The organism is Allobosea sp. 10L422 (assembly GCF_056395345.1).
Window position 1 is genome coordinate 180,767 of the sequence record NZ_JBFTJI010000001.1, and the last position, 26,434, is coordinate 207,200.

Consider the following 26,434-nt stretch of genomic DNA (forward strand, 5'->3'; position numbering starts at 1 on the left):
CGGCTGGGCAGGCCGCCGCGGAACGCCGCCGGGCGGTGCCTCGATCGGCATCAATCGTATCGGAACGATCGCGCGATCTGGTCCTCGATCGGCTTCACGAGATAGACGAAGGCGGTGCGCAGGCCGGTCTGGATGAAGGCCTCGACTGGCATGCCCGGAAGCAGCACCTTGCCATCGAGCCGCTTCACTTCGTTCAGCCCCAGGCTTATGCGGGCGGTGTAGAAGGAGACACCCGTCTTCTCGTCAGTGGAGGCGTCGGCCGAGATCCGGATCAGGCGCCCCTCCAGGTCGGGGGTCGTGCGACTGTCGAAAGCAGGAAATCGCAATACGACAGCCTGGCCGATGCGCAACCGGTCGATCATGGCCGGCTCGATGCGCGTCTCGATGACGAGCCCGTCCGTCTCGGGCACGATCAGCATGATCTGCTCCGCCGGCGAAATGACGCCGCCGATCGTGTGCACCGTGCTCTGGTGAACGATGCCGTCCTGCGGCGCGCGCATCTCGGTCCGGTCGAGCTGGTCGACCGCTGCGATGCGCCGCTCGGAGAGATCGGCGATCTTGCCGTCGACATCGCGCAGCTCGGTCGTGACCTCGCGACGCAGGTCCTCGTCGATCTGCAGGATCTGCAGCTCGATCTCGGCGATGCGCCCCTTCACCCGGGCCGTGTCGGCAATGAGGCTGCCCTGCTCGCCGGCGAGTCGCGAGGCCTCGCGCTGCAGCGCCGTCAGCCGCGACAGCGCGACGAGGTTCTGGTCGTAGAGCTTCTGTACGGCGTCGAGCTCCTGCTTGATCAAGCCGGCCTGCGCCTGCTTCGCCTCGATCTGGGCCGCGATCCCCCTGATCTCCTCGCGCGACTGGACGATGCGCTCGCGGAACTGCGAGCGCTGCAGCTCGGCCGCGCTGCGTCGCGTGCGGAACAGGGTCTGCTCGCTGTCCAGGGCCTGGATCACCGTCGGCGCTCTCGCCCGCTCCGCCAGCTCCGTTGGGACGACGACCTCGGCCTTGCCGTCGCGCTCGGCCTCGAGGCGGGCCTTGCGGGCCTGGAACCTGCGCAGTTCGATCTCGATCAGTGCCAGGCTTGCCCTGGCATGGGTCTCGTCGAGCCTGACCAGGACGTCACCGGCCTTGACGTGGTCGCCGTCCTTGACCCGGATCTCCGCTACGATGCCGCCGGCTGCATGCTGGATGCGGCGGACATTGCTCTCGACAACGATCTTTCCGGAGGCGATGACCGCGCCCGCCAGCGGTGCCGTCGCGGCCCAGAGCCCGACCGTGCCGCAGAGCACGGCGATGGTGGCGACGCCGGCGATCGCCGCCCGGCGGATATCGCGGCGGGGATCGAGGCGGCGCGCGATCTTCCGGCTCGCACCTGACAGGTGCCCACCCACCACGTTCTCGTTAGCCGTGCGCATCGGTTGTCACGATCCTCTTCGAAGCCTGGAAGCCGGCGCCCGCCGCTGCCGGGGCAGCCGCCAGACTCTTCCGCAGGATCTCCTCCTTCGGCCCGAACGCCTGGACTTGGCCCTCGGCCAGGATCAGGACGAGGTCGGTGCCAGCGAGCGCCGAGGGGCGGTGGGCAATGACGATCACGATGCCGCCGCGCTCGCGCACGCTGCCGACGGCGGCGGTGAGCGCCGCATCGCCCGCTGCATCGAGGCTAGCGTTCGGTTCGTCGAGCACAACCAGGAACGGGTCGCGGTAGAGCGCCCGGGCGAGCGCGATATGCTGCCGCTGGCCGCCGGAAAGAAGGCTGCCGGCTTCGCCGATCGGCGTCTCGAAGCCCCTGGGCAGGCCGAGGATCATGGCGTAGGCGCCGGCCGCCTTGGCTGCGGCGAGAACGGCCTCCTCGCTGATGTCCGGATCGAAGCGGGCGATGTTCTCCGCCACCGTGCCGGCGAAGAGCTGCACGTCCTGCGGCATGTAGCCGATGATCCCGCCGCGCTGCTCGGGGGCCCATTGGTCGAGCGTCGCGCCGTCGAGACGCAGGCTGCCGCGCATGAGCGGCCAGACCCCGACCACTGCCCGCGCCAGCGTCGACTTGCCGGAGGCGGAGGGGCCGATGATCGCAAGCCCTTGCCCCGCATTCAGCGCAAAGCCTGCATCCTTCACGATCGGGCTCTGGGCGCCCGGCGCCGCGACAAAGACATGTTCCAGCACCAGCCGCTCCGTCGGCCGGTCCGGCGCGATGGAGGGATGGGCGCGCGGCTCCGCCAGCGCCGCCTTCAGCCGCTGCCAGGCCTGGCGGGCACCGATGAAGGGCCGCCAGCTGCCGATGGCGAGTTCGATCGGCGCCAGCGCCCGGCCGCTCAGGATCGAGGCGGCGATCATCACGCCCGAGGAGGCCTCGTTCTTCATCACCAGCCAGGCGCCGAGGCCGAGCATGGCCGACTGCAGCATGAAGCGGATGGTCTTCGACATCGTGCCGAGCGTGCTGACGAGATCGGACGAGCCAAGATTGGTCACGACGTAACGGTCGTTTATGCGGTCGAACAGAGTGGCGACGCGCCGCTCCATGCCGAGCGCGCCGATCACTTCGGCATTGCGCCTGGCGGCCTCGAGCAGGGCCGAGCGCTCGGCACCCGCGCGAGACGACTCGCGCGCGGGGCCACGCGTCAGCACTTCGGTCAGCAAGGCGATGAAGATGAGGATCGCCGCGCCGGCGACCAGGGTCCAGCCGAGAGAAGGGTGCAGCAGGAAGCACAGGCCGCCATAGAGGGGGATCCAGGGCAGGTCGAACAGCGTCGTCGGCCCGAGCCCCGAGAAAAAGCCGCGCACGCTGTCGAGGTCGCGTGAGAGCTGAATGCCGCCCGGCCCGCCGCGCAGGTGCGTACCGAGGATTGCGCCGACCACCGGCGCGCTGAGTTGGCGGTCGAGCACGATCCCGATCCGGATCATGATACGCTGGCGCAGCCAATCGAACAGGCCGAGCAGAATGTAGAGGGCTGCGACAATGATCGAGAGCGCGACCAGCGTCGGCACGCTTCGCGAGGGCAGCACCCGGTCATAGACCTGCAGCATGTAGATCGACCCGGTCAGCATCAGCACGTTGACCAGGGCAGAGAACAGCGCGACCGCCAGGAAGGCGGAGCGGCAGGATGCCAACGCCTCGCTGGCAGCATCGGAAGAGGGCTTGGGAAGCAAGGCAGCCATCCCTGAGCAGATGTGAACGGGTCAGACAGGGCCCACCCTATGGCCCCGGCGGATCTCACCGGAGATCCGCCTTCGGCCAACGGCAGGCAAGATTTTCCGGAACTTCCGACAGCTGCGCTCCGCAGAACGAGCCGCCGGCAAACCCCGCTTTGCTTTCAGGCGAACAAAAAATCACTATGCGTCAGCATGTGCGTGAAATTGTGCAGCGTAACCTGGTCCGCCCCGGCGGTAATGACGGTGTCGGAGCCGCTTTGCGCGATAGTCAGATCAGCGAAGGAATGTACGCCAGCCACACCGCTGAACCCGATCTTGTCATGCTGGGCCTGACTGAAATCTTCGATGGTGTTATTGGTCCCGACCGTCATCGAACCAGAATCCTTGAACAGGAACAGATCGGCGCCGCCACGCGCCTGGTCGCTCAGTTGTCCGTCGCCCCACATGTCGTTGCTGACCGCGGATCCGGATGCAGCTGTCCCGGCGATCAAGGTATCATTGCCGCCCCTGGCGAAGCCTGACAGGGTTGCGGCGTCACCGAAGAGGCTGTTCGTCACCGTGCCTGCGCCGCTGTTGCTGCCACCGGTCAGCGTATCGTTGCCGCCTCTCGCCGCGTCGCGCATGGATTGCGCGTCGCCATAGAACTGGTTGACGACATCCCCGGAACCGACGCCGCCCGACAGGCGGTCATTGCCGCCGGCAGCATCGCCGAACATCGTCTGCGCGTCGCCATAGGCCGCATTCGTGAACTGCGCGGATAGTCCCTCATTGCCGGCAAAGAACGCGACGTCATCGCCGCCCTGAGCCCGGCCGAACATGTTGTGGCCGGCATCACCGAAGAAAGTGTTGCTGGAGCCGGGACCGCTGGTGAAGGTGTCGTTGCCGCCCTTGGCAAAGTCGACCATGTCGAACGCGTCACCGTAGAAAAAGTTGGTGGAAAAGGCGCCATTATTTGTGAAACTGTCGTCGCCGCCCCGCGCATGACCGGACATGCTGCGCCCGGCGTCGCCGGCGAAAACGTTGTTGCTGAAGGCGCCGCCACCCGTGAAATCGTCGTTGCCGCCTTGGGCGAAATCCGACATGTCGCGGAGCGCATCACCGTAGAAACTGTTGTCGGCATCTTGGCCGCCGCCAGTGAAGCTGTCATTGCCGCCTCGAGCATGGTCGAGCATGCTGCCGACCGTGTCGCCATAGAAGGTGTTGTTGGCCTGGTTGCTGGCGCCGATGAAGTTGTCGCTGCCGCCCCGAGCATGGCTGGACATATCGCCGCCCGCATCTCCGATGAAAATGTTGTTGGACAGGGCAGCGCCCACGAAACGATCATCGCCGCCCTGAGCCTGACCGGACATCCGGCCGCCCGCATCGCCGAAAAAAGTGTTGGTGGAGAGGCCTCCACCCGTGAAGGCGTCATTGCCGCCCTTGCCTTGGTCGAGCATGTCGCCACCCACGTCACCGTAGGCCGTGTTGGTGGAGCTGAGCGCACCCCTGAAAGAGTCGTTGCCGCCCTGAGCATGGTCGAGCACGTTGCCGACCGCGTCACCGTAGAAGGTGTAGCTGGCAGGGGCGCCGCCGCTGAACGTGTCGTTGCCGCCCCGGGAATGATCGCGCAGGTTGCCGCCGGCGTCGCCAATCAAAACAGTGTTGGTCGGATCGCCGGCAAGAGTGTCATCAGCGCCCAATTGATGATCGGTCAGATCACCCGGGGTAAACGGCACGCGGTGAGACATGGTCATGCTCCCACTGAGTTACCCCAGCGCCCGTCGCGATATTAGGCTGATATGCCCGAGCCCACAACGAGCACAAACGGGGTAGTTCGCTTGGATCGACGACACTCCGGGCGCTCCGCGCATGCTCGCTGCCAAGCAGGAGCCAGCCTCCAGTTGCATCGGCCGAAGGACACACCGCTCAGCAAAGCCGGCTTTCTCGGGGGGCCTCGCTCGCGCAACGAGCCAAGCACGCGCAATGCATTTTCGATCGCTCGATGCTCGGTAGGGCGGATCCGAGCGAGATCGCGATCGGAGCCGAGAGCTCGGCGCGGGGCGGCGAGCTTCAGCAACGCGGGGGGCAGGCGGTCGGGGCAGGTCCCGGATTTGTGAAGCCTTTGCCTGCAGACCGGATCTTGGGGCGGGCTATGGTCATTGGGCGGTGAGCACATTCGCCGCAATCTTGAAGCAGGGGTCGGTCGAGTGACGCATCCAAGGAAAACGGCCGGGCGTCCGAGTGGTTGGTCGGTGACGATCGCTTTGCTTGTCGCCCTGTTCAGCGCGGCAACTGCTTATGCACAGGAGGGGGCGGCCAACAGTCCGGCCGCTGGAGCCAGGCCCTCGGCCGAGGTCGCGGAACGGCGAGTGGTCACGGCGTCCAGTTTGCCGCCCGCGTCGATCACACAGCATGAACTCGCTCTGGATGAAGGCCTTCTGCGATACACCGCCATTGCGGGCGCACTTCCGGTGCGCGAAGCCTCCGGCCGAGTTCTGGGAGAGATCGCGTATATTGCCTATCAGCGCTCGCTCGCCGGCGAAAAGGCCGATCAGCGTCGCCGTCCGGTGATCTTCGCCTTCAATGGCGGACCGGGCGCCGCTTCAGCCTTTCTCAATGTCGGGGCATTCGGACCCAAACGCGTTGCGTTCGGGCGACCGGGCGATGCGCCATCTGCTCCGCCAACCCTGGTAGACAATCGAGAGACCTGGCTCAGTTTCGCCGATCTCGTCTTCATCGATCCGGTTGGAACAGGGTTCAGCCGGTTCTCATCTGGCGCGGACGACGCGCGGGGCATGCTCTGGTCCGTCGAGGGGGACTATCGCTCGCTCTCGCGCTTCATCGTCAATTGGTTGAGGGCAAACGACAGGATTGGCTCGCCCGTCTATCTGGTCGGCGAGAGCTACGGTGGATTCCGGGCCCCCAAAATCGCCGGCGAATTGCAGACCTCGGACGGCATCGGCGTTTCCGGCCTGATCCTGATCTCGCCGGTTCTGGACTTCACCTTCCAGCGGGACGCGCGCGACACGCCGCTGAAATGGGCGGTCTCTTTGCCCTCCTTGGCAGCAACCCACTTGGAGGCAAGAGGCAAATTCTCGCCCGAGCGGCTCGCGGAGGTCGAGGCCTATGCCACCGGCGAATACGTCATTGATCTTTTGAAGGGGCCGCGCGACGCCCAGGCTCGCGCTCGCATCGTTGAACGCGTGGCGGGATTCACGGGGCTCGATCGGGATCTTGTCGAGCGCCGCGGTGGCAAGATCGATAATGGCACCTTTTTGCGCGAGGCAGGGCGAAAGGACTTTGTCGTCGGCAGCCCTTATGACGGAGCGGTTGCCGCGATGGATCCCGAGCCGGATGCCGCTCGTAGCCGGGCGCCGGATGCCGTCCTGGAGGCGGCGACCGCACCGCTGACGAGCGCGATGCTGATTCACTACGCAAACGATCTGAAATGGAGCCCCGACGGGCGCTATATGCTGCTCAACAACGAAGTCAGCAATCGTTGGAGTTACGGCCCGGGGCGGGGCGATCGGGAGTCGATCTCGGAGCTGCGGAAGCTTCTGGCGCTGGACCCTCATATCCGCGTGCTCGTCGCCCATGGTTACGCCGACCTCGTCACGCCGTACCTCGAAAGCAAGCTCCTGCTCGACCAACTTCCCGCTCTCGGCGATCCCAGACGGGTTAAGCTATCGCTGTTTGAAGGGGGGCATATGTTCTACTCCCGGGACAAATCGCGCGCCGAATTACGCGATGCAGTTCGGCAGATCGTGGAGCCGCGCCAGGAGCTTTAGCGCGACACAGACCGAGGCCGCGCGATGCAATTTCGTGAGGGCTGGCGCGCGATGTGGGGTTTGGGGCGAACACCCAACGTCCGGAAGTGGCGCTGGGCGCACCCGCACGGTCAAGCTTTAAGATGAAGCGTAACCAGGACGGTCACTGCGGCGCCATCGGGTAGCGTTGCTGCGACGCGCAGGAAATTGCCGAAATGCGACAGGCGCTGGAAAGTAACGGCGTCCTTCGCCGCTGGCAGCGCGAACTCCGAGCCTTCATGGCACCAGTGCATGCCGTCGGCGGAGATTTCGATCCGCGCCTTCGGCAGAGGTCCTTCGGGGTCCTTCAGCGCTCTGACGAAGACGATCGCCTCCTTCGCCCAGCCCGCCTCGTAGGGCTCTGTCGCACTGGTCCCCGTCCAGGTTTCGTTGCGGGCGACGACGGCGGTCAGGTTTTCGGGCAGCATCAGAAATCCCCCGACAGGCAGACGGAGTCGAGATAGGCGAAGGCGCGCTTGTTGGTATCCGTCTCGGCGAAGAAGGCGAGGTTCAGCATGCACCACAGGTTCTTCATCGCGGGGATGCGGATGCAGTCGAAGCCGTCCATGGCGAAGACCCGGTCATTGACCTGGAAGCGCGTCGCCTGCATCGCGGCGAGGTCGAAATCGAAGCGCAGATAGTGCCAGTTCACCTTGGTCGGAATCTCGTTGTAGCAGAGCCGCTGCTCTCCGCCCGGCAGATCCTCCCAGTCCTCGGGCGCGAGGTGGTAATGCGTGATCGTCTTGCCGGCGGTGCCGATCGGTTTGATCGGCGTCGTCCGGCGCTTGAACTGCCATTTCTGGATGTGCTGCCCGTCCTGCGCGTTGAGAAAGCGCAGGTGCGGCATGACGCGATCGCCCGGCCCTGAGGTGTCGCCGATCTGGAGATCGTAGAGGAAGCCGAAAGATCGGATGTCGGTCTCCGAGAGCGCGAGCTCCGTCGCCTCGGGCTTGAAGGTGAAGTAGGCCTCGAGCCGGATCGGCCCGGCCTTGCGGAAGGTCAGGCGCTTGATCGCGACATTCTGCGCGCCCTTCCTCGGACGCGTCGCGATCTTCAACGCATAGGAGCCGTCGACGCCGCCATGCGAGCCGAAATCCCAGCTCGGCAGCGTCGAGAGCATGGCGTGGCTGTGCTGGGCATAGCCCGGCAGCATCGCGTCGAGCGTATCCTCGTAGTTGCCGACGAGCTGGGTCCAGCCGCACATGCCGCGGTCGAAATCGTCGAGGCAGATGATGCGTGGCAGCGGGTCGAAGCGGCTGAGTTGCGGGTCACTCTCGCGGAGCGCGCGCCTCATGTCGTCTAGCCGGGAATCCGATGGGTTCATGGCGGTTACCCCTTCACCGCGCCGGCGGTCAGGCCCGCGACGAGGTGTTTCTGCATGAGGATGACGAAGGCGAGCACGGGCACGAGCTGCACGGTCGAGGCGGCAAAGAGCACGCCCCATTCGACGCCCTCGACGGCGCCGATCATCTCGGAGATCACCAGCGGCGCGGTCTTGGCATTGGTGGTGGTGAAGATGAAGGCGAAGAGGAACTCGTTCCAGGCATAGACGATGACGAAGACCGAGACCGCGAGCATGCCCTGTGCCGCCATCGGCAGGATGACGCGGACAATGATCTGCATCTGCGAGGCGCCGTCGACCATCGCGGCTTCGTCGAGTTCGCGCGGGATCTGGTCGATGAAGGTGCGCATCACCACCGTCCCCAGCGAGACGAAGAAGGTGGCGTAGAGCACGATCAGGATGAAATGCGTGTCGTTGAGCCCGAGCCAGTTCACCACCGGGAAGAGCGGCAGCGTGATCACGATCGGCGGGATCAGCCGGATGAAGATCAGGAAGAAGGCCGAGGCCTGCAGGCCGCGCGAGGCGAAGCGCGAATAGGCGAAGCCGGCAAGCAGCGAGACTCCGACTGCCAGCACAGTCGCGCCGACCGTGACGAGGAAGCTGTTCCACAGGCCGAAGAAGAAATCGCCCCAGCGGCTCCAGAGCGCCTGATAGTTCGCCAGCGTCGGCGCGAAGGAGAAGGTGCCGGTGGTCGAGAAGATGTCGCGGTCGGCCTTGAAGGACGACATCGCGATCAGCCCGATCGGCACGAGCGACCACGCGACGACTGCGAGCACGCCGACGAATTTCAGGAGATGGCGCAAAACCTTGGGCAGGGAGAGCTTAGGCACGCGCGAACATCTCCCGGTAGAGCCGGCGCAGATAGAACAGCGCGAGCAGGAGCGAGGCGAGTACCAGGAGCCAGCCGGTGGCGGCGGCCGAGCCGAAGGCGTTGTAGCGGAAGGCCTCGAGATAGAGATAGACCGCCATCACCTCGGTCGAGCGTGCCGGGCCGCCGCCGGTCATCAGCCAGACCTCCGAGAACAGCCGGAAGGCGAAGATGTAGCGGAACAGCGCGGCGATGAGCAGCGCCGGCATCAAAAGCGGCAGCGTGATGCGGCGGAAAGAGGTCCAGGCCGAGGCGCCATCGATCGAGGCGGCCTCGTAGAGATCGCCGGGAACCGACATTCTCGCCGCATAGAGGATGATGAAGCTGAAGGGCAGGTGCAACCAGATCGAGAGCAGGCTGACCATGGCGAGGCCATGGCTCGGATTGACCGCCCATTCGATCGGCGGCAGGCCGATCGCGGCCAGCAATCGGCTCATCATCCCGACGTCGGGCTCGAACAAATAGCGCCACATCACCACCGCCGAGACCTCGCTCACCGCATAGGGCGCGAGCACGATGGCGAGCAGGAGAGGGCGAAACGGCACGCCCGAGGCGAAGAACAGCGCCATGCCAAGCCCGATCAGCAACTCGACATGCACGACGATGGCGACGACGATGACGGTGTTGAGCAGCGCCTTCCAGAAATACGGATCGGCCAGCACCTTGGCGTAGTTGGCGAGGCCGACGAATGTCGCCGCCTGACCGAAGGAGGACTGGTTGAGGCTGAGCCAGAAGACATAGATCGCCGGCAGGAAAATGATCCCGCCGATCATGAGCTGGACCGGCGTGACCAGTGCGATGGCGGAAATGGGCGTGCGGGTGGTCATGAGAGCACTCGCGCTTCAGATTTCACCCATCCCGCTCTTCCAAACCGCTCCGTCATCCCGGGCAAGCGAAGCGCAGACCCGGGATCCATCGTAGAGTTCGACACCTTTCGATGGATCCCGGATCGGCGCGGCTGCGCCGCTTGTCCGGGATGACGGCGGAGCTTGGATGGAAGGGAAGCGCTCGAATCCATCGCCGCCTCACGCGATCCCGAAGCGCTTCAGCGCCTCGCGGTCGATCTCGATGCCCAGCCCCGGCCCTTGCGGGATCGCGAGCTTGCCGTCGACGAGCTGCGAACCCTCGCCGACGAGCGGCTTAGTGAAGGCGTCGCGCAGCGGGTTCTCGTAGACCATGCATTCGAAGGTGCGGAAGCTCTCTGCCGCCGCTGCGAGCTGCAAACTGGCGGCGACGCAGATCGCACCGGACCAGCCGACATGCGGCGCATAGGCCGTGTTGAAAGTCGCGGCGAGCTCGGCGATGCGCCAGGTCTCGGTGATGCCGCCGGAGCGCGTCACGTCGGGCTGGATCAGTCCGAGCGAGCGATCCTGCAGCATGGTCAGCGCCTCTCCTGCGACGAAATCGCTTTCGCCGGCCGCAAGCCGGATCGGCAGGTGCTGCGCGAGGCGGCGATACCCCTCGCGATCACCAGGCGCGATCGGCTCCTCGAAGAAGCCATAGCCGAGATCGGAAAGCGCGCGGCCGACGATCAGAGCGTCGTCGACGTCATAGGCCCAGTTCGCGTCGACATAGAGGGCGATATCGTCGCCGGCGAGGCGCCGAATCAGTCCGGCACGGGCGATGGCGTCCTTGAGCGGATGGCCGAGCTTGACCTTGATCTCGCGGAAGCCGGCCTTCAGCGCCGCCGCCACCTCGGCCTCGACAGTCGCATCGTCGAGCCAGTTGATCGAGGAGGCATAGGCCGCGACCGCCTTGCGCCCCATGCCGCCGAGCAGGCGGTGGATCGGCTGGTTCGCCTGCTTCCCGGCGATGTCCCAGAGCGCGATATCGATTGCCGCGATCGCCTCGACGATCTGCCCGCCGGGGCGGCCCGAGAGCGCCGCGCGCATCGCCTTCCAGAGCGCGCGCCGGTCGGCACCATCGCGCCCGATCAGGCGTGGCACCAGCGCCTCCTCGATGAAGCGCGCATAGCCGGCCGCGCCGCGCCGGCACAAGCCTTCGCCGAAGCCGACGGTGCCATCCTCGGCCTCGACTTCGACCACGACGATCTCGATCGCCGGATAGTCGCCCTGCGACGTCCGCTGGACCTTGGGCAGGGTCGCCCGCAGCGGATGGACATCAATTCTGGCGATGCGGCTGGCCGACATGCGGCATGGCCCTCCCGAGACGTGCCGCTGAGCGGCATCTACTTATCAGATAAGTTGAACAGTTGCCAAGGAACGCGGCACCTGTCAATGATCACCGCCGGAGGACATTGATGAGCGATCTCGCCCGTTCCGTTCTGGATGCAGACGACCCGTTCGCGGGTGGCGATGTCGTGCCGATGCGCCTTGGCGATGCGGTGATCCAGCGCATCACGCAGGCGATTCATGAGGGGCGCCTGAAGCCCGGGGACTCCCTGCCATCGGAGGCGCGCATCGCGGCCTCCTTCGGCGTCAGCAAGCCGATCGCGCGCGAAGCCATCCGCCAGCTCGCAGCCATGGGCGTCGTCCATATCCAGCAGGGCAAGCCGACGCGGGTGCAGGCGCTCGATGCCGCCCCGCTCGACCGCTTCTATCGTTTCGCCGTGCGCGGCCGCGCCAACGGCCTGAGCGAGGCGGTGGAACTGCGCCGCATCCTCGAGCCGCCGATCGCGGCCCATAGCGCGGAGCGGCGCTCGGCCGAGGATATCGAGAAGCTCGATCTCATTCTCGCCCGGATGGAAGATGCTCTCGGCAATGTGCCGCGCTGGATCGAGGCCGATCTCGATTTCCACGAGGCCGTCGCCGCCTCATCCGGCAACCGCCTGCTCGATTTCCAGATCCGGGGCCTGCGCCCGGTGATCCGCGAGGTCATGGAGATCTTCAACTCGCGCGAGGCGAGGGGGCCTGAGGACTGGCGGCGCACCTTCGAACGGCATGTCCGCGTCGTCGAGGCGATCCGGGCGAGCGATCCGGCTGCGGCCTTTGCCGCCATGAACAAGCATTTCGAAGCGGCAGAAGCCGCCATCGCGGAACTCGCGAACCACAGGGAGGATCAGCATGAACCAGAGGACGACGCTCGATCGTAGACAGTTCGGGGCCGGCATCCTTGGGGTGAGCTTCGCCGGGCTCGGCGGGGCCGCGCTGGCACAGAGCGGCCCGTTCAACGTCTTCACCCACCGCGTCATGCAGACGGTCGCGACCGGCGCGCAGGCCGGCGACATCACCAGGGACTGGGCGCAGAAGAACGGCGTCACCGTCCAGTGGACGACCTTCGACACCAGCCCCTTGCAGGAACGACTGTTCCGCGAGGCCAGCCTCGGCGAGACCTCGGTCGATGTCGGCTTCGTGGTCAACACCCAGGTCGTGCCGCGCGCCGCGACCCTGTTCGAGCCGCTCGACGACTATCTGAAGAAGGACCCGGTCGAGGACGTCGCCGACATCTTCCCCGGCCTGATGGAAGGCATGAAGGTCGGCGGCAAGCAACTCGCCATCCCGTTCCGCCACGCCTCTTCCGGCCTGCATTACAATGAGGAAATCCTGGCCGAGAAGGGTTTCTCCAAGCCGCCGGCGACGATCGAGGAGATGATCGAGATCGCCAAGGCCTGTAGCTATCGCCGCAGCGACGGCACGCAGGTCGTGGGCTTGTGCACGCCGGGCGTGACCTATCCCAACGTGATCGACCTCGCGCGCGCCTGGGACGGCGAGTTCATCACGCCCGACTTCAAATGCGTCGCCGACCAGCCGCCGATGCTGAACGCGATCCATACGCTGCGCGCGCTCTTCCAGGCCAATGCCTTTCCGCGCAATTTCGCGACGCTTTCGCCCGAGGACGTCAATGTCTGGATGCAGCAGGGCCGCGCTGCGATGAGCCTGCAGAGCATGGGCCGCAACCGCATCTACAACGACCCGCAGAAGTCGAAATTCCCCGGCAAGATCAAGACGATCGCCGTTCCCGCCTCGAAGACGCTCGCCGGCAAGTACGACGCCGCGCCGGCCAAGGTCGAGTTCTGGGGCATGGTCATCCCGAAGAACGCCAGGCGCAAGGACCTCGCCTGGAGCTTCATCAAGGCGATGGCCTCGAAGGAGGCGACGCTGAAGGCGGCGCTCAACGGTAATGGACCGGTGCGCGCCTCGACCTACGCCGATCAGAGCTTTGCCGGAACTGTGCCCTACGCCGCCGAGGAATTGAAGGTGCTGAAGGTCGCGCGCGTGCCGATGCCGGCCTTCGACGAGGCGGCGCGTGCCGGCGACCTGTTCAAGGAAGAGGCGGAAGCCGCCGTGCTCGGCATGAAGACGCCGGAGGAGGCGATGGGGTCGCTGGTCAAGCGCGTGCAGCCGCTGCTGCCGGCCTGAACGGTCGAGAAAGCGGCGCGACCAAAGCGCCGCCGGGGACATATCCGGGAGGACAATCGATGACATCCAGCATCTCGCGCCGCAGATTCGGTGCGCTTGCCAGTGCCGCCGCGACCGCCGCCCTTATACCGAAAGGCGTCCTCGCCCAGGCGAAGACGCTGACGGCGCTCGGCCACCGCGTCCACCAGACCGCCGCGACGACCGGGCCCGGCGGCGACGCGACCGAAAGCTTCCGCAAGGCTGCTGGAGCCGATGTGAACTGGGTCACCTTCGGCGACGTCAACGCCGTGCATGAGCGGCTGCTGCGCGAGGCCTCGCTGTCGGAGACCTCGATCGACGTCGCCTATCTCGTCAACGGACGCGCTGTGCCGCGCAATCTCCAGCTCTTCGAGCCGCTCGACAGCTTGATGAAGCAGGCGCCGATCGAGGCTTTCGATGATTTCGCTCCGGGCCTGCTCGCCCCGCTCAAGGTCGGCGAAGCCCTGCACGGCATCCCCGTCCGCCACGCGACCAATGCCCTGATCTATAACGAGGCCCTGCTGGAAGAGCGCGGCGTCACCAAGCTGCCGACGACATTCGAGGAGCTGACCGAGCTTGCCCGCAAGCTCACCTTCAAGCGCGAGGATGGCACGCAGGTCTATGGCCTCGCCTTCACCGCCGTATTCGCTTCGAACTTCCTGACGCTCGCCCGCTCCCTCGGCGGCGATTACATGACATCAGACGGCAAGATCGTCGCGGCCGAGCCGCCGATGGTGAAGGCGCTCACCCTGCTCGCCGATTTCTACAAGGCCGGCGTGCTGCCGCGGAATTTCGCGACGGTGAACAACGAGGAGATCACCACCTGGATGCAGCAGGGCAGGGCGGCGATGACGATCAATCCCTTCGCCCGCCTCGTCACCTATAACGACCCGTCGAAGGGCAAATATGGCGGCCGCTTCAAGTCGCTGCTGCCGCCAATGGCCGCCGACCTCGCCGGCAAGGTCGCATACGCGCCGACGGTCGAGTTCTGGTCGCTGGTGATCCCGAAGAGCGCCAAGCAGAAGCCATTGAGCTGGGAGTTCATCCGCGCGCTCTCCTCGAAAACCGGCACGACCGCCATGGCGCTGAACGGCAACGGCCCGGTGCGCATCTCGACCTATGCCGACGAGAAGCTGAAGGCGGCGATGCCCTATGCCCCCGACGAGGCCGCCGCGCTCAAGGCCTCGCGCATCCATCTGCCAGCCTTCGACGAGCAGGCCCGCGCCCACGACATCTTCATCGAGGAAACGCAGGCCGCCGTGCTCGGCCGCAAGCCGGCGCAGCAGGCGATGGATGATGCCACCGCGCGCGTGAAGCCGTTGCTCGGCTGATGGCTGGAGCGCTTTCAGACCGCGTCGCGCTTGTCACCGGCGCGGCACGCGGCATCGGCCTTGCGATCGCGACGCGCCTCGCCGAGGCCGGCGCCCATGCGATCATCCATGACCGGGATGCCGGCGCCGCCGACGCTGCGGTGGCCGACCTGCGGGCGCGAAACCTCCTGGCCTCGCCCCTGATTGCCGACCTCGCGGGGCCCGCAGTCCCGCCAGCCATGGCGAATGAGCTGAAGGCGCGGGGGACCGAGCCCGATATCCTCGTGCTCTGTGCCTCCGTCGAAATGCTGGAGACCTGGGACGCGGTCTCGGAAGCGGCGATGAGCGCCCAGACTGAGATTAATCTCCACGCCACGGTGCGGCTGCTACAGGCCTTCCTGCCCGCCATGCTCGCACGCGGCTTCGGCCGGGTGATCGCGATCGGCTCCGTGCAGGAGGCGCGCCCCAATCCGACGCATTTCTATTATGCGGCCACCAAGGCCGCGCAGACCAACATGATCCTGAACCTCGCCCGCACGACGCAGGCGCCGGGCGTTACCTTCAATATCGTCAAGCCCGGCGCGATCCTGACCGACCGCAACCGCGCCGTCCTCGCCCAGCCCGGGCGGAAGGAGCAGGTGCTCGCCCGCATTCCCCTTGGCAGACTCGGCAAGCCGGAGGACTGCGCGGGGATCGCCCTGCTGCTCTGTTCGCCCGAGGGTGGCTATATCAACGGCGCCGAGATCGCGGTGGATGGCGGCCTGCAACTGTGACAGCCGCCACGACCTTCTTGCCGAGCTCCCATCTGGATATCTGCTAACGACCGCTTTTCGGCACCGATCCAACTCCCGGTGTTGGCCCGCAGCGCCACTCGTCTGCCAATCACGGCATCGCAGTTTAAGCGACCCGGCTATCTGGAGGCTGGGCCTCTAGAGCTTACGCCTGAAGAGCTCAGCCAAATCGTGGAAATGGAGAGGTGAGGCCGAGCGGTTGCCGATGGCGGCCATGGCTCACGCCGTCGGCGCTATCGCATACGCCCGAAACACAGCCCCATAGAAACAGCCGGAAGCAATAAGAACGAAGCCGTGCCAGATCGCATTCTGGAACGGCAGGCTATGCCAGACGTGGAAAACGACACCAATCGAATACAGAAGACCGCCTGCAACGATCAGCCATACGGTAGTCGCTGGAAGGAGGCTGACGCTTTCCCAGATCAGAAGACCGCTCCACCCGATCAGGAGATAGAGCGCTATCGACAGGCGATCAAATCGACCCGGCAAAGCGACCTTGATGACGACGCCGGTCGCCGCCGCGAGCCATACGATTATCAGGAGAGCCTGGGCGAAAATGCTCCCGCTCAGCTTCATCAGGAATGGCGTGTAGGTGCCGGCGATGAGGACGTAGATCGCCGAATGGTCGAAGCGCCTGATGAGCCACTTGCGGGGCGAGATCGGCCACATGTTGTAGGTTGCCGAGACGATGAGAACCGTCAGAAGGGCCGCACTGTAGATTGATACGGGGATCAAATCGAACAACGGAGCACTGTTCGCGACCTGAACGATCAAAGCTGCGACGGCAGCCAGCCCTAAGGTAACGCCCAGGGCATGGATCACGCCGTCAGCCCAAAGCTCGGCACGCCTGAAGACGAAGCGCCCTGTTACGGGAACATTCACAGCAATTCCTAACGTGCTGGCGGCTTGGTTTGGCTTCGCCGGGTACCGAGCATCTATGTCATTCCGATGTCGAAACCGGTGCCGCTGATACCTGCCGCCGCTTCAATGGATGCGTCCCCGCGGTCTAGAGCGAAGGTGAGCCGTTTCGCCCGGGCGAGGCGCTCGGCCTAGAAATCCACGTCGTAGCGTGCCGTAGAGGGCGGCTGCCCCGCGAAGCCGACCGTCGACACATGCCCGCACCGACCAGCCCTACAGAACGCTCAATAGCCCTTGCCAAAGGAGAACCGTCCACACCTGGCGCGTTCTTACCGGACTTCATTCACATAGGCATGTGAGGCGGTCGTCGCACGGTGCCATCCGAGGATTGTGGGAACGCCGGCCTGATCGTACGCGACCTCGTCGATCGTGAGGACGGCCTGACGCTCAGGCAGGTCGAGTAGCGCCATGTCCTCATCGCTCGCGAGATCGGCCGTGATTTGCTCGCGGACGGCCGAGATACGAATGCCGTATTGCTCCAGGAGATGCAGGTAGAGCAAGGCCGGGAGCGCCTCCGGCTCGCGCGGCAGGTCCGGCACCCTTTCCTCGGCGAGCAGCAGCTTGTCGTGCATGACGGGGCGGCCGTCGGCATGCCTGATGCGATGGATGGCGACGATGCCACCCGCGGTAATCTGCAGGCGCTCGATCTCTTCCGCCGTGGCCGGTCGCGCCGTGACGCTCAGGAACTGGCTGGTGGATTTCACCAGGCTGCCATCGGCACGGTGCAAGCGGAAATACTGGAAGAAGAAGCGCAAGCTGTGATGCGGTGTCCGCCCGGTTACGACGGTGCCGGTCTTGCGGCGGCGCGAGAGCAAGCCCTCCGCGACGAGATCGCTCATCGCCCGGCGCACCGTGCCGACGGCGATGCCGAAGCCCTGGGCCAAAGCCGTTTCGCTGGGCAGCACCATGCCGGGCGGCCACTCGCCGACCAGGATGGCCTCCGACATATGCCGCTTCACGCGCTCATAGAGCGGCGCCGCCTCGCCGGCGCCGAAATTCGGCAGGACCGGCGCGGACGCGCCGGCGCCATTGCCTGTTCCGGCGGCAGCGCTCGACGCTTTTTTGGCATTGACAGGGGGCATGCCAGTCTGTCCTATTTCTATATAGTTTATATGAAAGAAGGAGGTCCGCAAATGGTGTTGCCAGTTGCGGCAGTTCAAGTGCTCCATCGCAGATCGGGCCGGCGCCGGACAAGCGCGGCCTTTGCGGGCTGAGCGATGTCGGAAGCTTCCTCGCCTCGATATCAGGAAACCGTGCTGGCGCAGGCCGGCGGCTGGATTGCCGGTCATGTCGACGGCGCGGTCGCCGAGCTCGACCGGATGATCGCAGTCGATACCTCCTTCCCGCCGGGCCTCGGCTATGACGATTTTGCGGGGCTGTTGGAGGAGCTCGTCGCTCCGCTCGGCTTTGAGAGCGAGCGCGTCGCGGTTCCCGAGGCGCTTTGGCATCTCCCGCACGGCCCCGCCGCCGGAGCACGCACGAACCTGATCGCCAGCCGCGCGAGCGGGCGGCCAGCCTGCGGCCTCTACTTCCATGTCGATACGGTGCCCGCCGCGGCAGGCTGGGAAACCGACCCGCTGCGGATGGAACGCGATGACGAGCGCCTGATCGGCCTCGGCGCGGCCGATATGAAGGGCTCCATCGCCGCGATCCTGCTGGCTCTGCGGGCGGCCAAAGCCTGCGGGGTCGAACTGGCTTATGATCCAGTGCTGCTGTTCTGCACGGACGAGGAGGGTGGCCTCTATCCCGGCATTCGCTATCTCGCCGAGCAGGGCCGGGTTCCGGGGCACATCCTCAACTTCAACGGCAGCGCCGAGGCCCGGGTCTGGGCCGGTTGCTTTGGCCTGTTCAACCTGCTCGTCCGCATTCACGGCCAAACCGTCCATGCTGGCGAGGGTAATCGTCGGGGTGGCGGCCTCAATGCGATCGAGGCCGCGTTGCCGCTGCTCAATGCGCTGGCGGCGCTGAAAGCCAGGGTCGCGACCCGCGTCTCGGCCTTGCCGCCGCCGCCGGGCAAGCCGCCGCTTGCCGCCCAGCTCAACCTCGCCGCGATCCGGGGCGGCACGGCCGGCGGGCAGGTTCCCGCGCTGCTCGAACTGACCATCAACCGACGCTACGCCCCCGAGGAACGCTTCGAGGATGCGCTGGCCGAGATCGAGGATGTGATCCGCCGTTGCGCTGCCGCTGTGCCGGAGCTGACGGTCGAGACGGCTCTGGTGGGCCATCTCATGCCGACTGCGGACCCCACCGGGCCGCATTGGCCGCGCTGGCAGACGGCCACGGGCGAGGGCTTCGGCTATGCGCCGGGAGAGTTCCGCAAATGGGGAGCTGCGAGTTGCTCCGATTTCGGTTGGGTCCAGCGAGCTACCGGCCGAAGCGAGGTCCTGCTCGGCGGGCTCGGCCGGCCCGACCGCAACATCCATTCGCCCGGTGAGTACACGACCGTGCCCGACATTGTCGCGCTGGCCAAGGCCGTGCTCGCCTATCTCGCCGCCGATTTCAGGCCAGACATCAACCCCGATCTGCCCACGTCACAGAGCTGAAGGAGCGTCCCATGCCGAGCATCCATCGCCGCGATTTCCTCGCCGCCTCCGCCGCTCTCAGCGGCCTCGCCATGAGCGGCATCCCGGCCTTCGCGCAGACGCCGCGCCGCGGCGGCACGCTGCGCGTCAGCGTCGACCAGGCGGTCGCCAAGCTCAACCCGCTCGTCACCCGCGTGAACCCGGAATATCTCGTCGCCGAACTGCTCTATTCCGGCCTGACCCGGCTCAAGGTCGATATGAGCGCCGAGCCCGATCTCGCCGAGTCCTGGACCAACTCCGCCGACCTGACCGAATGGACCTTCGTCCTGCGCAAGGGCCTGACCTTCCATGACGGCTCGCCCTGCGCGGCGGCCGATGTCGTCGCGACCTTCGAGGCGATCCTCGATGCCAAGACCGCCTCGCCGGCGCGCCAGAATGTCGGCCCGATCGCCAAGGTTTCGGCGAAGGACGATGCGACCGTCGTCTTCAATCTCTCGGCGCCCTTCGCCGATTTGCCGGTGACGCTGGCCTATACCAACGCCAAGATCGTGCCGGCGGCCGTCATCAAGGGCGGGCTGGAGAAGCTCGACCGTCAGGCGATTGGCACCGGTCCGTTCAAGCTCGTCTCCTTCGAGCCGGAGCGGCAGATCGTCGTCACCCGCAACGACGCCTACTACGACAAGGCGAGGCCCTATCTCGACAAGATCGAGGTCGTCGTCTTCCCGGATGTCAGCGCCGAGGCCTCAGCTCTGATCGCGGGTGATACCGACCTGATCAGCACGACCCCACCGACCGAGTTCGGCCGGCTACAAAAGGCGAATGGCGTCAAGGCGCTGCGCGTGCCCTCGGGCCAGTTCTGCAACGTCAATTTCGGCTGCGACCAGAAGCCCTTCAACGATGTGCGCGTGCGCCAGGCCCTGGCGCTCACCGTCGACCGCGCCGCCATGGTCGATTTCGTCACCGAGGGCTTCGGCTCGGCCGGCAACGACACGCCGCTCAACCCGGCCTATCGCTTCTATGCCGACCTGCCAGCCAAGAAAGCCGACATCGCCAAGGCCAAGGCGCTGCTCACCGAGGCCGGCTATCCGAAGGGGCTCGAGGCAACGCTGATCGCCTCCGACCGACCGGGCCAGCGCACCCAGCTTGCAGTGGCCCTGCGCGAGATGGCCAAACCCGCCGGCTTCGACATCAAGGTCGAGACCATGCCGCATGCGACCTATCTCGACCAGGTCTGGAAGAAGGGCTCGTTCTATGTCGGCTTCTACAACATGCAGGCGACGGCCGACGCCATCTTCTCGCTGCTCTACACCTCCAACGCCGCCTGGAACGAGACGCGTTGGAACAATGCCGCCTTCGACAAGCTGATCTTCGAGGCGCGCGCGACCGTCGACGAGGCCAAGCGCCGCGCGCTCTACGCCGAGGCGCAGAAGCTGATGTATGACGAGGTGCCCTCGATCATCCCGGCCTTCTTCGACCTGCTCGGCGGGCAGCGCGACTGGGTCGAGGGCTATCAGCTCCATCCGCGCGGCGCAGTGTTCCGGCTCGACCATGTCTCGCTCGGCGCCAACGCGCCGAAGCGCGGCTGAGCGCAGGCGAGGGCAGCGGCGTGTCGCCGGCCTATATCCTCAAGCGCATCCTGCTGATCGGCTACACGCTTCTGGTGGTGTCGCTGATCGTCTTCGCGATCACCCAGATCCTGCCGGCGGATGCCGCCGTCATGATGCTGGGCGAGAACGCGACGCCGGATGCGCTGGCGGCGCTGCGCCTCAAGATGGGGCTGAACGACCCCATCTGGATGCAGTATCTGCACTGGCTCGGCGGCGTGGTCCGTGGCGATTTCGGTATCTCGATGCGCACCGGTCAGCCGGTCGCGCCCGCGATGATCGAGGCGCTTGGCCGCTCGCTGCTGCTCGCGCTGTTCTCGATCCTGCTGATGCTGGCGGTCGCGATCCCGCTCGGCATCGTCGCGGCTGTCAGGCGCGGCAGGGCGGCCGATCTCGGCGTCAGCTTCCTTTCCTATATCGGCGTCTCCTTGCCGGAATTCGTCACGGCGACGCTGGTGGTGCTCATCCTGGCCGACTGGCTGCAATGGCTGCCGGCGACGGGCTATGTCCCGCTGACGGAAGATCCGCTGCGAGGCCTCAAGCACCTCGTCCTGCCCGTGCTGACGGTGTCGATGATCCTGATCGCCCATGTCTCGCGCATGGTGCGTTCCGAACTCGTCGACGTCTTGCACTCCGACTATATCCGCGCCGCGCGCCTCAAGGGGCTGTCGAAGCGGCAGGTGCTGTTCAAGCATGCGCTGCGCAACGCGCTGCTGCCGACCATCACCATCGTCGCGCTCGATGTCGGCTACCTGCTTGGCGGCGTCATCGTCGTCGAGGAGATCTTCGCCCTGCCTGGCATCGGGCGCCAGCTCATCGTCGCGATCCAGGCGCGCGACCTGCCCTCGATCCAGGCGGGCGCGCTGATCATGGCGACGACCTATGCCGTCGCGAATTTCCTCGCCGACATCGCCTATGCCTGGCTCGACCGGAGGATCCAGTATGATTGAGATCCTCAAGCGCATGCTGCGCTCGCCGCAAGGCGCTCTCGGCCTCGTCATCGTCGGGCTGATCCTGCTCGTCGTGATCGTCGGGCCGTGGTTCGCCCCTTACGATCCCGAGAAGATGGCGCCGCTGATGCGCTACAAACCGCCGAGCGCGCAGTTCTGGCTGGGCACCGACCAGTATGGGCGCGACATCCTGAGCCGCCTGCTGCACGGCGCACGCGCCACCGTCGTCCTGGCCGTGCTGGCTACCGTGCTCGGAACGCTGGTCGGAGCCGTGATCGGCACGGTCTCGGCCTTCTTGGGCGGGCGCAGCGACGAGGCGATCATGCGCACCGTCGACGCGATCATGTCGATCCCCAGCCTGTTGCTGGCGCTCCTGATCGTGAACCTGCTCGGCAAGAGCAGCCTCAACGCGCTGCTCGCCATCGCGCTCGCCTTCGCGCCGGGCATGGCGCGGGTGACGCGCTCGGTCGCGCTCGCCGTGCGCAAGCAGGATTACGTCAACGCTGCGATCGCGCGCGGCGAGAGCGCAGCCTTCATCGTCGGGCGCGAGATGCTGCCGAACGTGGTGGCGCCGATCATCGTCGAGATGACGATCCGCGTCGCCTTCGCGGTGATGCTGTTCGCGACGCTCTCCTTCCTCGGGCTGGGCGCGCAGCCGCCGGCTTCCGAATGGGGGCTGATGGTCGCCGAGGCCCGCCGCTTCATGCATCTCAGCGCCTGGATGATCCTGTGGCCGAGCCTCGCCATCGCGCTGGTCGCGATCGGCTTCAACCTGCTCGGCGACGGCCTGCGCGACGCGCTGAACCCGAGGACCTGACGCGATGAGCACGATCCTCGACATCGCCGGCTTCAGCCTCGACTACGCGACGCCAACCGGCTTCATGCGAGCCCTCGACGATGTCAACCTCCAGGTCGCCAAGGGCGAGGTGCTGGGCCTCGTCGGCGAATCCGGCTCCGGCAAGACCTCGCTCGCCTGGGCGATCATGCGTTACCTGCCCGCGACTGCGCGCGAGGCGGGCAGCATCCGATTGACCGGGCAGGACCTGCTGAAGGCGTCCGAAGCCGAGATCGACGCGATCCGGGGCAAGCGCATCGGCATGGTCTTCCAGGATCCGAGCACCTCGCTCAACCCGACGCTGCCGCTCGGCGAGCAGCTTGCCGAGGTGTTGGTGCGCCATCGCGGCCTGACCCGGAAGCAGGCCTGGGCCGAGGGCGAGGAGCGCCTCGCTCATGTCGGGCTGAAAATGCCCAAGCAGATGATGCGGCGCTACCCGCATGAGGCCTCGGGTGGTGAGAAGCAGCGCGTCGTCATCGCCACCGCCTTCGCCTGCCAGCCGGAATGCATCATCTTCGACGAGCCGACGACGGCGCTCGACGTCATCACCGCCCGTCAGATCCTCGATCTTTTCAAGGAACTGCAGGAAGAGACCGGAGTCGCCTCGCTCTATATCTCGCACGACCTCGCTCTGGTCTCGCAGATCGCGACCAAGGTCGCGGTGATCCATCGCGGCAGGATCGTCGAGCAGGGCGCTGTCGGCGATGTCTTCGCCCGGCCGCAGGACAGCTACACCCGGAGGCTTCTGGCCGCAGTGCCGCGGCCGGACCACAGGCTGGTCGAGACGCAGGGACCGGAGACCGGCAAACCGCTGGTCGAGGTCGAGAAGGTCAGCGTGCTCTATGGCCGCAAGCCTTTCCTTGGCGGGCTGCTCGGCCGGGCGAACACGCAGTTCACCGGCAATCGCGAGGTCAGCCTGTCGGTGATGCCCGGAGAAATCCTCGGCATCGTCGGCGAATCCGGCTCGGGCAAGTCGACGCTGGCGAAGGCGATGACGGGGCTCAACCGCTTCGAGGGTGAGATCCGCTTCGCCGGGCGACGGATCACCGGGCTGTCCGACATGGACCGGACCTATCGCCGCGACGTCCAGATCATCTTCCAGCACCCGGATTCCTCGCTCAATCCGCGGCAGCGCATCCGCGAGATCCTGTCCCGGCCGCTCGCGCTCTATGGCGAGCCGGGCGCCCGCAGGGACACTGCTGCCATCGGCGAATTGCTGGAACAGGTCAGGCTGCCGGCATCCTATGCCGAGCGCTACCCGCACCAGCTTTCCGGCGGCGAGAAGCAGCGCGTCGCCATCGCGCGGGCCTTCGCCTCGAAGCCGAAGCTCGTGATCTGCGACGAGATCACGTCAGCGCTCGACGTCTCCGTTCAGGCCTCGGTGGTCGAGCTTCTCGTCGATCTGCAGAAGCGCTTCGGCACCGCCTATCTCTTCATCACCCATGATCTCAATCTGGTGCGCCAGATCGCCCACCGGATCGCGGTGATGTATCGCGGCGACCTCGTCGATCTCGTCGATATCGCCGCGCTCTCGACCGGCCCCCTCCATCCCTACACCCAATCGCTGCTCGAAGCCGTGCCCGCCCCGGCCACGGCTGCCGCCTGACATCAGAGGCCACACGCATGAACCCCCGCGACCTGATCCATTCGCTCGACGAGAAGGCCTGCCTCGCGCTGCTCTCGGACTGGGTGAAGCAGAAGAGCTATTCCGAGACCGAAGGCGAGAAGGCGCTCGTCTACCATGTCGTCGATCAGATGAAGGCGATGGGCATAGAGGCGGAGGCGCAATCCTTCGACGAGGGTCGACGCGCCAATGCCATCGGCCGCTGGACGGGGCAGGGCGGGGGCAAAAGCCTGCTGTTCAACGGCCATCTCGATACCAACCCGGCGACCGAAGGCTGGACGGTCGACCCGTGGGGTGGCGTCATCGACGATGAATTCATCTACGGAATCGGCGTCTCCAATATGAAGGCGGGCGACGCCGCCTATTACTGCGCGGTCAAGACGCTGATCAATGCCGGAGTGAAGCTGAAGGGCGACGTGATCCTGACCTTCGTCGTCGGCGAATTGCAGGGCGGTGTCGGCACCGTCGCGGCGATCCGCAACGGCATCCGCGCCGACTATTTCGTCAACAGCGAACCGACCGACCTGCAGGCCGTGACGATGCATGCCTGCGCCTTCTCCTTCGTCATCGAACTCACCGGCAACACCCGCCACCTCTCCAAGCGCGAGCAGGCGGTCGACGCGATCATGGCGGCCTGCGATCTCGTCCCGCGCCTCAATGCGATGACCTTCTCGGGCGCGCCGTCGCCCGAGCATGAATCGATCAACCGCGTCCATGTCGGCGTCGTCCATGGCGCCCTCGGCAAGGAGCTGCACGAGTGGCGCGCGCCGCAGGTGGCGGATTACTGCAAGCTCAAGGGCTCCGGCCGCTATGCGCCCGGCCAGACCCAGGAAGGCGCGCTCGCCGACATGAAACGCGAGCTCGCCGCGCTGGAGCAGCGCTTTCCAGGGTTGAAGACGACGATCCGCATTGAGAAGAAGGAAGGGCATCAGTCGATGCCGGCCTTCGAGGTCGCCAAGGATGCCCGCATCGTGAAGACCGTCAACGCGGCTTACGAGGCCGTGCGCGGCGAAAAGCAGCCGACCGGCGCGATCAAGCCGCCCGGCTTCTTCGGCACCGATGCCGGCCATCTCTATGCCGAGGCCGGGATGGAAGGCATCGTCTGCGGACCGGGCGGGCGCTACAACACCATGCCCGACGAGCGCGTCGAGATCCGCGATTTCCTCGACATGATCCGCATCTACATGCTGACGATCCTGGATATCTGCGAGGTCGCGTGAGCCCGCCCTTTCCGCGTGAGGAATTCGCGGGACGGGTCGCTAGGGCCCGCGCCGCGATGGCGCAGGCCGGCGTGGACATCATGCTCGTCGATCATGCCGAATTCCTGGCATGGCTGACGGGCTACACCGTCTCCGAGACGATGTATCGCGCGGCCTTCCTGCCGCGCGAGGGCGAGCCCTGGTTCGTGCTGCGCGAGCTCGATGCCGGGCCTTGCCGCGCCGCCTGCTGGTTCTCCGACATCGTCGGCTATGCCGATACGGCCGAGCCCCATGCGATCATGGCCGATGAGCTGCGCCGCCGCGGCTTGGCGGGCGCCCGTATCGGGGCCGATCACAGCTCCTACGGCTTTACCGCCGCGACGCGCGACAAGCTGGGCGCCCTGCTGCCGGAGGTGCGCTTCATCGACCTGCCTGCGGCAAGCGATCTGCTCAGGGCCGTGAAATCGCCGCTGGAGATCTGCCTGATCGGAGACGCCGGCTGCATCGCCGACAAGGCCATGGCGGCCATTGCCGCTCAGGCGAGGCCGGGGCTCTCGCCGCGTGCAGCGGCCGCGATCGCTGCGGCTTGTTTCCTCGAGAACGGGGCCGACACCGGCGAAACCGGCCCCATCGTGCCCGGGATCGGCGACCATGAGTTCCTGCATGGCGTCATGACGGCGCAGCCGCTGCGAGATGGCGACATCCTTCACGTCGAGCTGATCCCGAAGGTCCGCAATTACGGCGCACGCCTGATGCGGCCGGTCCTGATCGGCGAGGATCGCCGCGGGCTTGCGTCGCTCGCCGAACGCCTCGTCGCCCTGCAGGACCGGCAGCTCGCGGCCATGAAGCCAGGCGCTGTCGCGCGCGATGTCGATGCCATCCTCCGAAAGGCTGTTCTCGCCGAGGGCCTGCGGCCAGCCTATGACAACGTGAGCGGCTATACGCTGGGTCTCTACGGCCGAACTCCGCGGCCAAGCGATTTTTCCCGCGTTTTCCTGCCGAGCTCCGATTGGCGGCTGGAGGAGGGCATGGTCTTCCATATGTATGTGTCTGCGGGCGGGCTGGGCTTCAGCGAAAGCGTCGTTGTGGAAATGGAGGGCGCGCGACGCCTGACGCAGGCGCCGCGCATGCTGCTTTCGGCCAACTGGCGGTAACTCGTCGAGATAACGCAACGAACGACTTCATGGACCTGGCCTCTGTAGCGA

22 protein-coding genes are annotated in these 26,434 nt (G+C 66.0%); 12 read left to right on the forward strand and 10 right to left on the reverse strand.

Features of this window, described 5'->3' with window-relative positions:
• Window positions 1-50: 50 nt before the first annotated feature.
• The 3 genes from AC1DEZ_RS00865 to AC1DEZ_RS00875 all read right to left on the reverse strand — a co-directional run bounded on the left by AC1DEZ_RS00865 (window position 51) and on the right by AC1DEZ_RS00875 (window position 4,871).
• Window positions 51-1,412, reverse strand: a complete 1,362-nt coding sequence (locus tag AC1DEZ_RS00865; RefSeq protein WP_476778241.1) for an HlyD family type I secretion periplasmic adaptor subunit — start codon at window positions 1,410-1,412, stop codon at window positions 51-53.
• Window positions 1,399-3,150 (reverse strand): type I secretion system permease/ATPase, encoded by a 1,752-nt coding sequence (locus tag AC1DEZ_RS00870; RefSeq protein ID WP_476778242.1) that lies wholly within the window; start codon window positions 3,148-3,150, stop codon window positions 1,399-1,401. The genes AC1DEZ_RS00865 and AC1DEZ_RS00870 overlap by 14 nt, the downstream gene beginning before the upstream one ends.
• 155 nt (window positions 3,151-3,305) lie before the next feature.
• A complete protein-coding gene (locus tag AC1DEZ_RS00875; protein WP_476778243.1) occupies window positions 3,306-4,871 on the reverse strand; it encodes a hypothetical protein in 1,566 nt (521 codons plus the stop codon).
• Between the two features lie 504 nt (window positions 4,872-5,375).
• Here AC1DEZ_RS00875 and AC1DEZ_RS00880 point away from each other — a divergent pair.
• The gene (locus AC1DEZ_RS00880; protein ID WP_476778244.1) at window positions 5,376-6,911 is read left to right on the forward strand and encodes a S10 family peptidase; all 1,536 of its coding nucleotides are present in this window, start codon (window positions 5,376-5,378) and stop codon (window positions 6,909-6,911) included.
• A gap of 110 nt (window positions 6,912-7,021) precedes the next feature.
• On the opposite strand, the gene AC1DEZ_RS00885 is transcribed toward AC1DEZ_RS00880, so the two are convergent.
• The 5 genes from AC1DEZ_RS00885 to AC1DEZ_RS00905 all read right to left on the reverse strand — a co-directional run bounded on the left by AC1DEZ_RS00885 (window position 7,022) and on the right by AC1DEZ_RS00905 (window position 11,289).
• Window positions 7,022-7,357 (reverse strand): hypothetical protein, encoded by a 336-nt coding sequence (locus AC1DEZ_RS00885; RefSeq protein WP_476778245.1) that lies wholly within the window; start codon window positions 7,355-7,357, stop codon window positions 7,022-7,024.
• Window positions 7,357-8,223, reverse strand: a complete 867-nt coding sequence (locus tag AC1DEZ_RS00890; protein WP_476778246.1) for a DUF6772 family protein — start codon at window positions 8,221-8,223, stop codon at window positions 7,357-7,359. Before AC1DEZ_RS00890 ends, AC1DEZ_RS00885 begins: the two co-directional genes overlap by 1 nt.
• 35 nt (window positions 8,224-8,258) lie before the next feature.
• The gene (locus tag AC1DEZ_RS00895) at window positions 8,259-9,101 is read right to left on the reverse strand and encodes a carbohydrate ABC transporter permease (protein ID WP_476778247.1); all 843 of its coding nucleotides are present in this window, start codon (window positions 9,099-9,101) and stop codon (window positions 8,259-8,261) included.
• Complete coding sequence (locus AC1DEZ_RS00900) at window positions 9,094-9,966, reverse strand: carbohydrate ABC transporter permease (RefSeq protein WP_476778248.1); 873 nt, start codon at window positions 9,964-9,966, stop codon at window positions 9,094-9,096. Before AC1DEZ_RS00900 ends, AC1DEZ_RS00895 begins: the two co-directional genes overlap by 8 nt.
• Before the next feature lie 198 nt (window positions 9,967-10,164).
• On the reverse strand, window positions 10,165-11,289 hold the full coding sequence (locus AC1DEZ_RS00905) for a mandelate racemase/muconate lactonizing enzyme family protein (RefSeq protein WP_476778249.1): 1,125 nt from the start codon (window positions 11,287-11,289) through the stop codon (window positions 10,165-10,167).
• A 110-nt stretch (window positions 11,290-11,399) separates the two neighbouring features.
• On the opposite strand from AC1DEZ_RS00905, the gene AC1DEZ_RS00910 reads away from it, so the two are divergent.
• Genes AC1DEZ_RS00910 through AC1DEZ_RS00925 form a run of 4 tightly spaced genes read left to right on the forward strand, consistent with a single transcriptional unit; the run spans window position 11,400 to window position 15,559 of the window.
• Window positions 11,400-12,191: a FadR/GntR family transcriptional regulator gene (locus AC1DEZ_RS00910; protein WP_476778250.1), complete on the forward strand. Its 792-nt coding sequence runs from the start codon at window positions 11,400-11,402 to the stop codon at window positions 12,189-12,191.
• Window positions 12,163-13,458 carry an ABC transporter substrate-binding protein gene (locus AC1DEZ_RS00915; RefSeq protein ID WP_476778251.1) on the forward strand — a complete coding sequence of 432 codons (1,296 nt, stop codon included), beginning with the start codon at window positions 12,163-12,165 and terminating at the stop codon, window positions 13,456-13,458. Before AC1DEZ_RS00910 ends, AC1DEZ_RS00915 begins: the two co-directional genes overlap by 29 nt.
• Window positions 13,459-13,517: 59 nt before the next feature.
• Window positions 13,518-14,807, forward strand: coding sequence for an ABC transporter substrate-binding protein (locus tag AC1DEZ_RS00920; protein ID WP_476778252.1), 1,290 nt, complete (start codon window positions 13,518-13,520; stop codon window positions 14,805-14,807).
• The gene (locus AC1DEZ_RS00925; RefSeq protein WP_476778253.1) at window positions 14,807-15,559 is read left to right on the forward strand and encodes an SDR family NAD(P)-dependent oxidoreductase; all 753 of its coding nucleotides are present in this window, start codon (window positions 14,807-14,809) and stop codon (window positions 15,557-15,559) included. Before AC1DEZ_RS00920 ends, AC1DEZ_RS00925 begins: the two co-directional genes overlap by 1 nt.
• 237 nt (window positions 15,560-15,796) lie before the next feature.
• On the opposite strand, the gene trhA is transcribed toward AC1DEZ_RS00925, so the two are convergent.
• On the reverse strand, window positions 15,797-16,465 hold the full coding sequence (trhA, locus tag AC1DEZ_RS00930; protein WP_476778762.1) for a PAQR family membrane homeostasis protein TrhA: 669 nt from the start codon (window positions 16,463-16,465) through the stop codon (window positions 15,797-15,799).
• 299 nt (window positions 16,466-16,764) lie between these two features.
• Window positions 16,765-17,577, reverse strand: coding sequence for a GntR family transcriptional regulator (locus tag AC1DEZ_RS00935; RefSeq protein WP_476778254.1), 813 nt, complete (start codon window positions 17,575-17,577; stop codon window positions 16,765-16,767).
• A 135-nt stretch (window positions 17,578-17,712) separates the two neighbouring features.
• On the opposite strand from AC1DEZ_RS00935, the gene AC1DEZ_RS00940 reads away from it, so the two are divergent.
• From AC1DEZ_RS00940 to AC1DEZ_RS00970, 7 genes are read left to right on the forward strand one after another with little or no spacing between them, the layout of a single operon-like run.
• Window positions 17,713-19,038 (forward strand): M20 family metallopeptidase, encoded by a 1,326-nt coding sequence (locus tag AC1DEZ_RS00940; RefSeq protein ID WP_476778255.1) that lies wholly within the window; start codon window positions 17,713-17,715, stop codon window positions 19,036-19,038.
• Between the two features lie 11 nt (window positions 19,039-19,049).
• Window positions 19,050-20,603 carry an ABC transporter substrate-binding protein gene (locus AC1DEZ_RS00945; protein ID WP_476778256.1) on the forward strand — a complete coding sequence of 518 codons (1,554 nt, stop codon included), beginning with the start codon at window positions 19,050-19,052 and terminating at the stop codon, window positions 20,601-20,603.
• A 20-nt stretch (window positions 20,604-20,623) separates the two neighbouring features.
• Complete coding sequence (locus AC1DEZ_RS00950) at window positions 20,624-21,571, forward strand: ABC transporter permease (RefSeq protein ID WP_476778257.1); 948 nt, start codon at window positions 20,624-20,626, stop codon at window positions 21,569-21,571.
• On the forward strand, window positions 21,564-22,388 hold the full coding sequence (locus AC1DEZ_RS00955; protein ID WP_476778258.1) for an ABC transporter permease: 825 nt from the start codon (window positions 21,564-21,566) through the stop codon (window positions 22,386-22,388). Before AC1DEZ_RS00950 ends, AC1DEZ_RS00955 begins: the two co-directional genes overlap by 8 nt.
• 4 nt (window positions 22,389-22,392) lie before the next feature.
• On the forward strand, window positions 22,393-24,012 hold the full coding sequence (locus AC1DEZ_RS00960; RefSeq protein WP_476778259.1) for a dipeptide ABC transporter ATP-binding protein: 1,620 nt from the start codon (window positions 22,393-22,395) through the stop codon (window positions 24,010-24,012).
• 17 nt (window positions 24,013-24,029) lie between these two features.
• Window positions 24,030-25,250 carry a M20 family metallopeptidase gene (locus AC1DEZ_RS00965; protein WP_476778260.1) on the forward strand — a complete coding sequence of 407 codons (1,221 nt, stop codon included), beginning with the start codon at window positions 24,030-24,032 and terminating at the stop codon, window positions 25,248-25,250.
• Window positions 25,247-26,383 (forward strand): M24 family metallopeptidase, encoded by a 1,137-nt coding sequence (locus tag AC1DEZ_RS00970; RefSeq protein WP_476778261.1) that lies wholly within the window; start codon window positions 25,247-25,249, stop codon window positions 26,381-26,383. The genes AC1DEZ_RS00965 and AC1DEZ_RS00970 overlap by 4 nt, the downstream gene beginning before the upstream one ends.
• The last annotated feature ends 51 nt before the right edge of the window (window positions 26,384-26,434 follow it).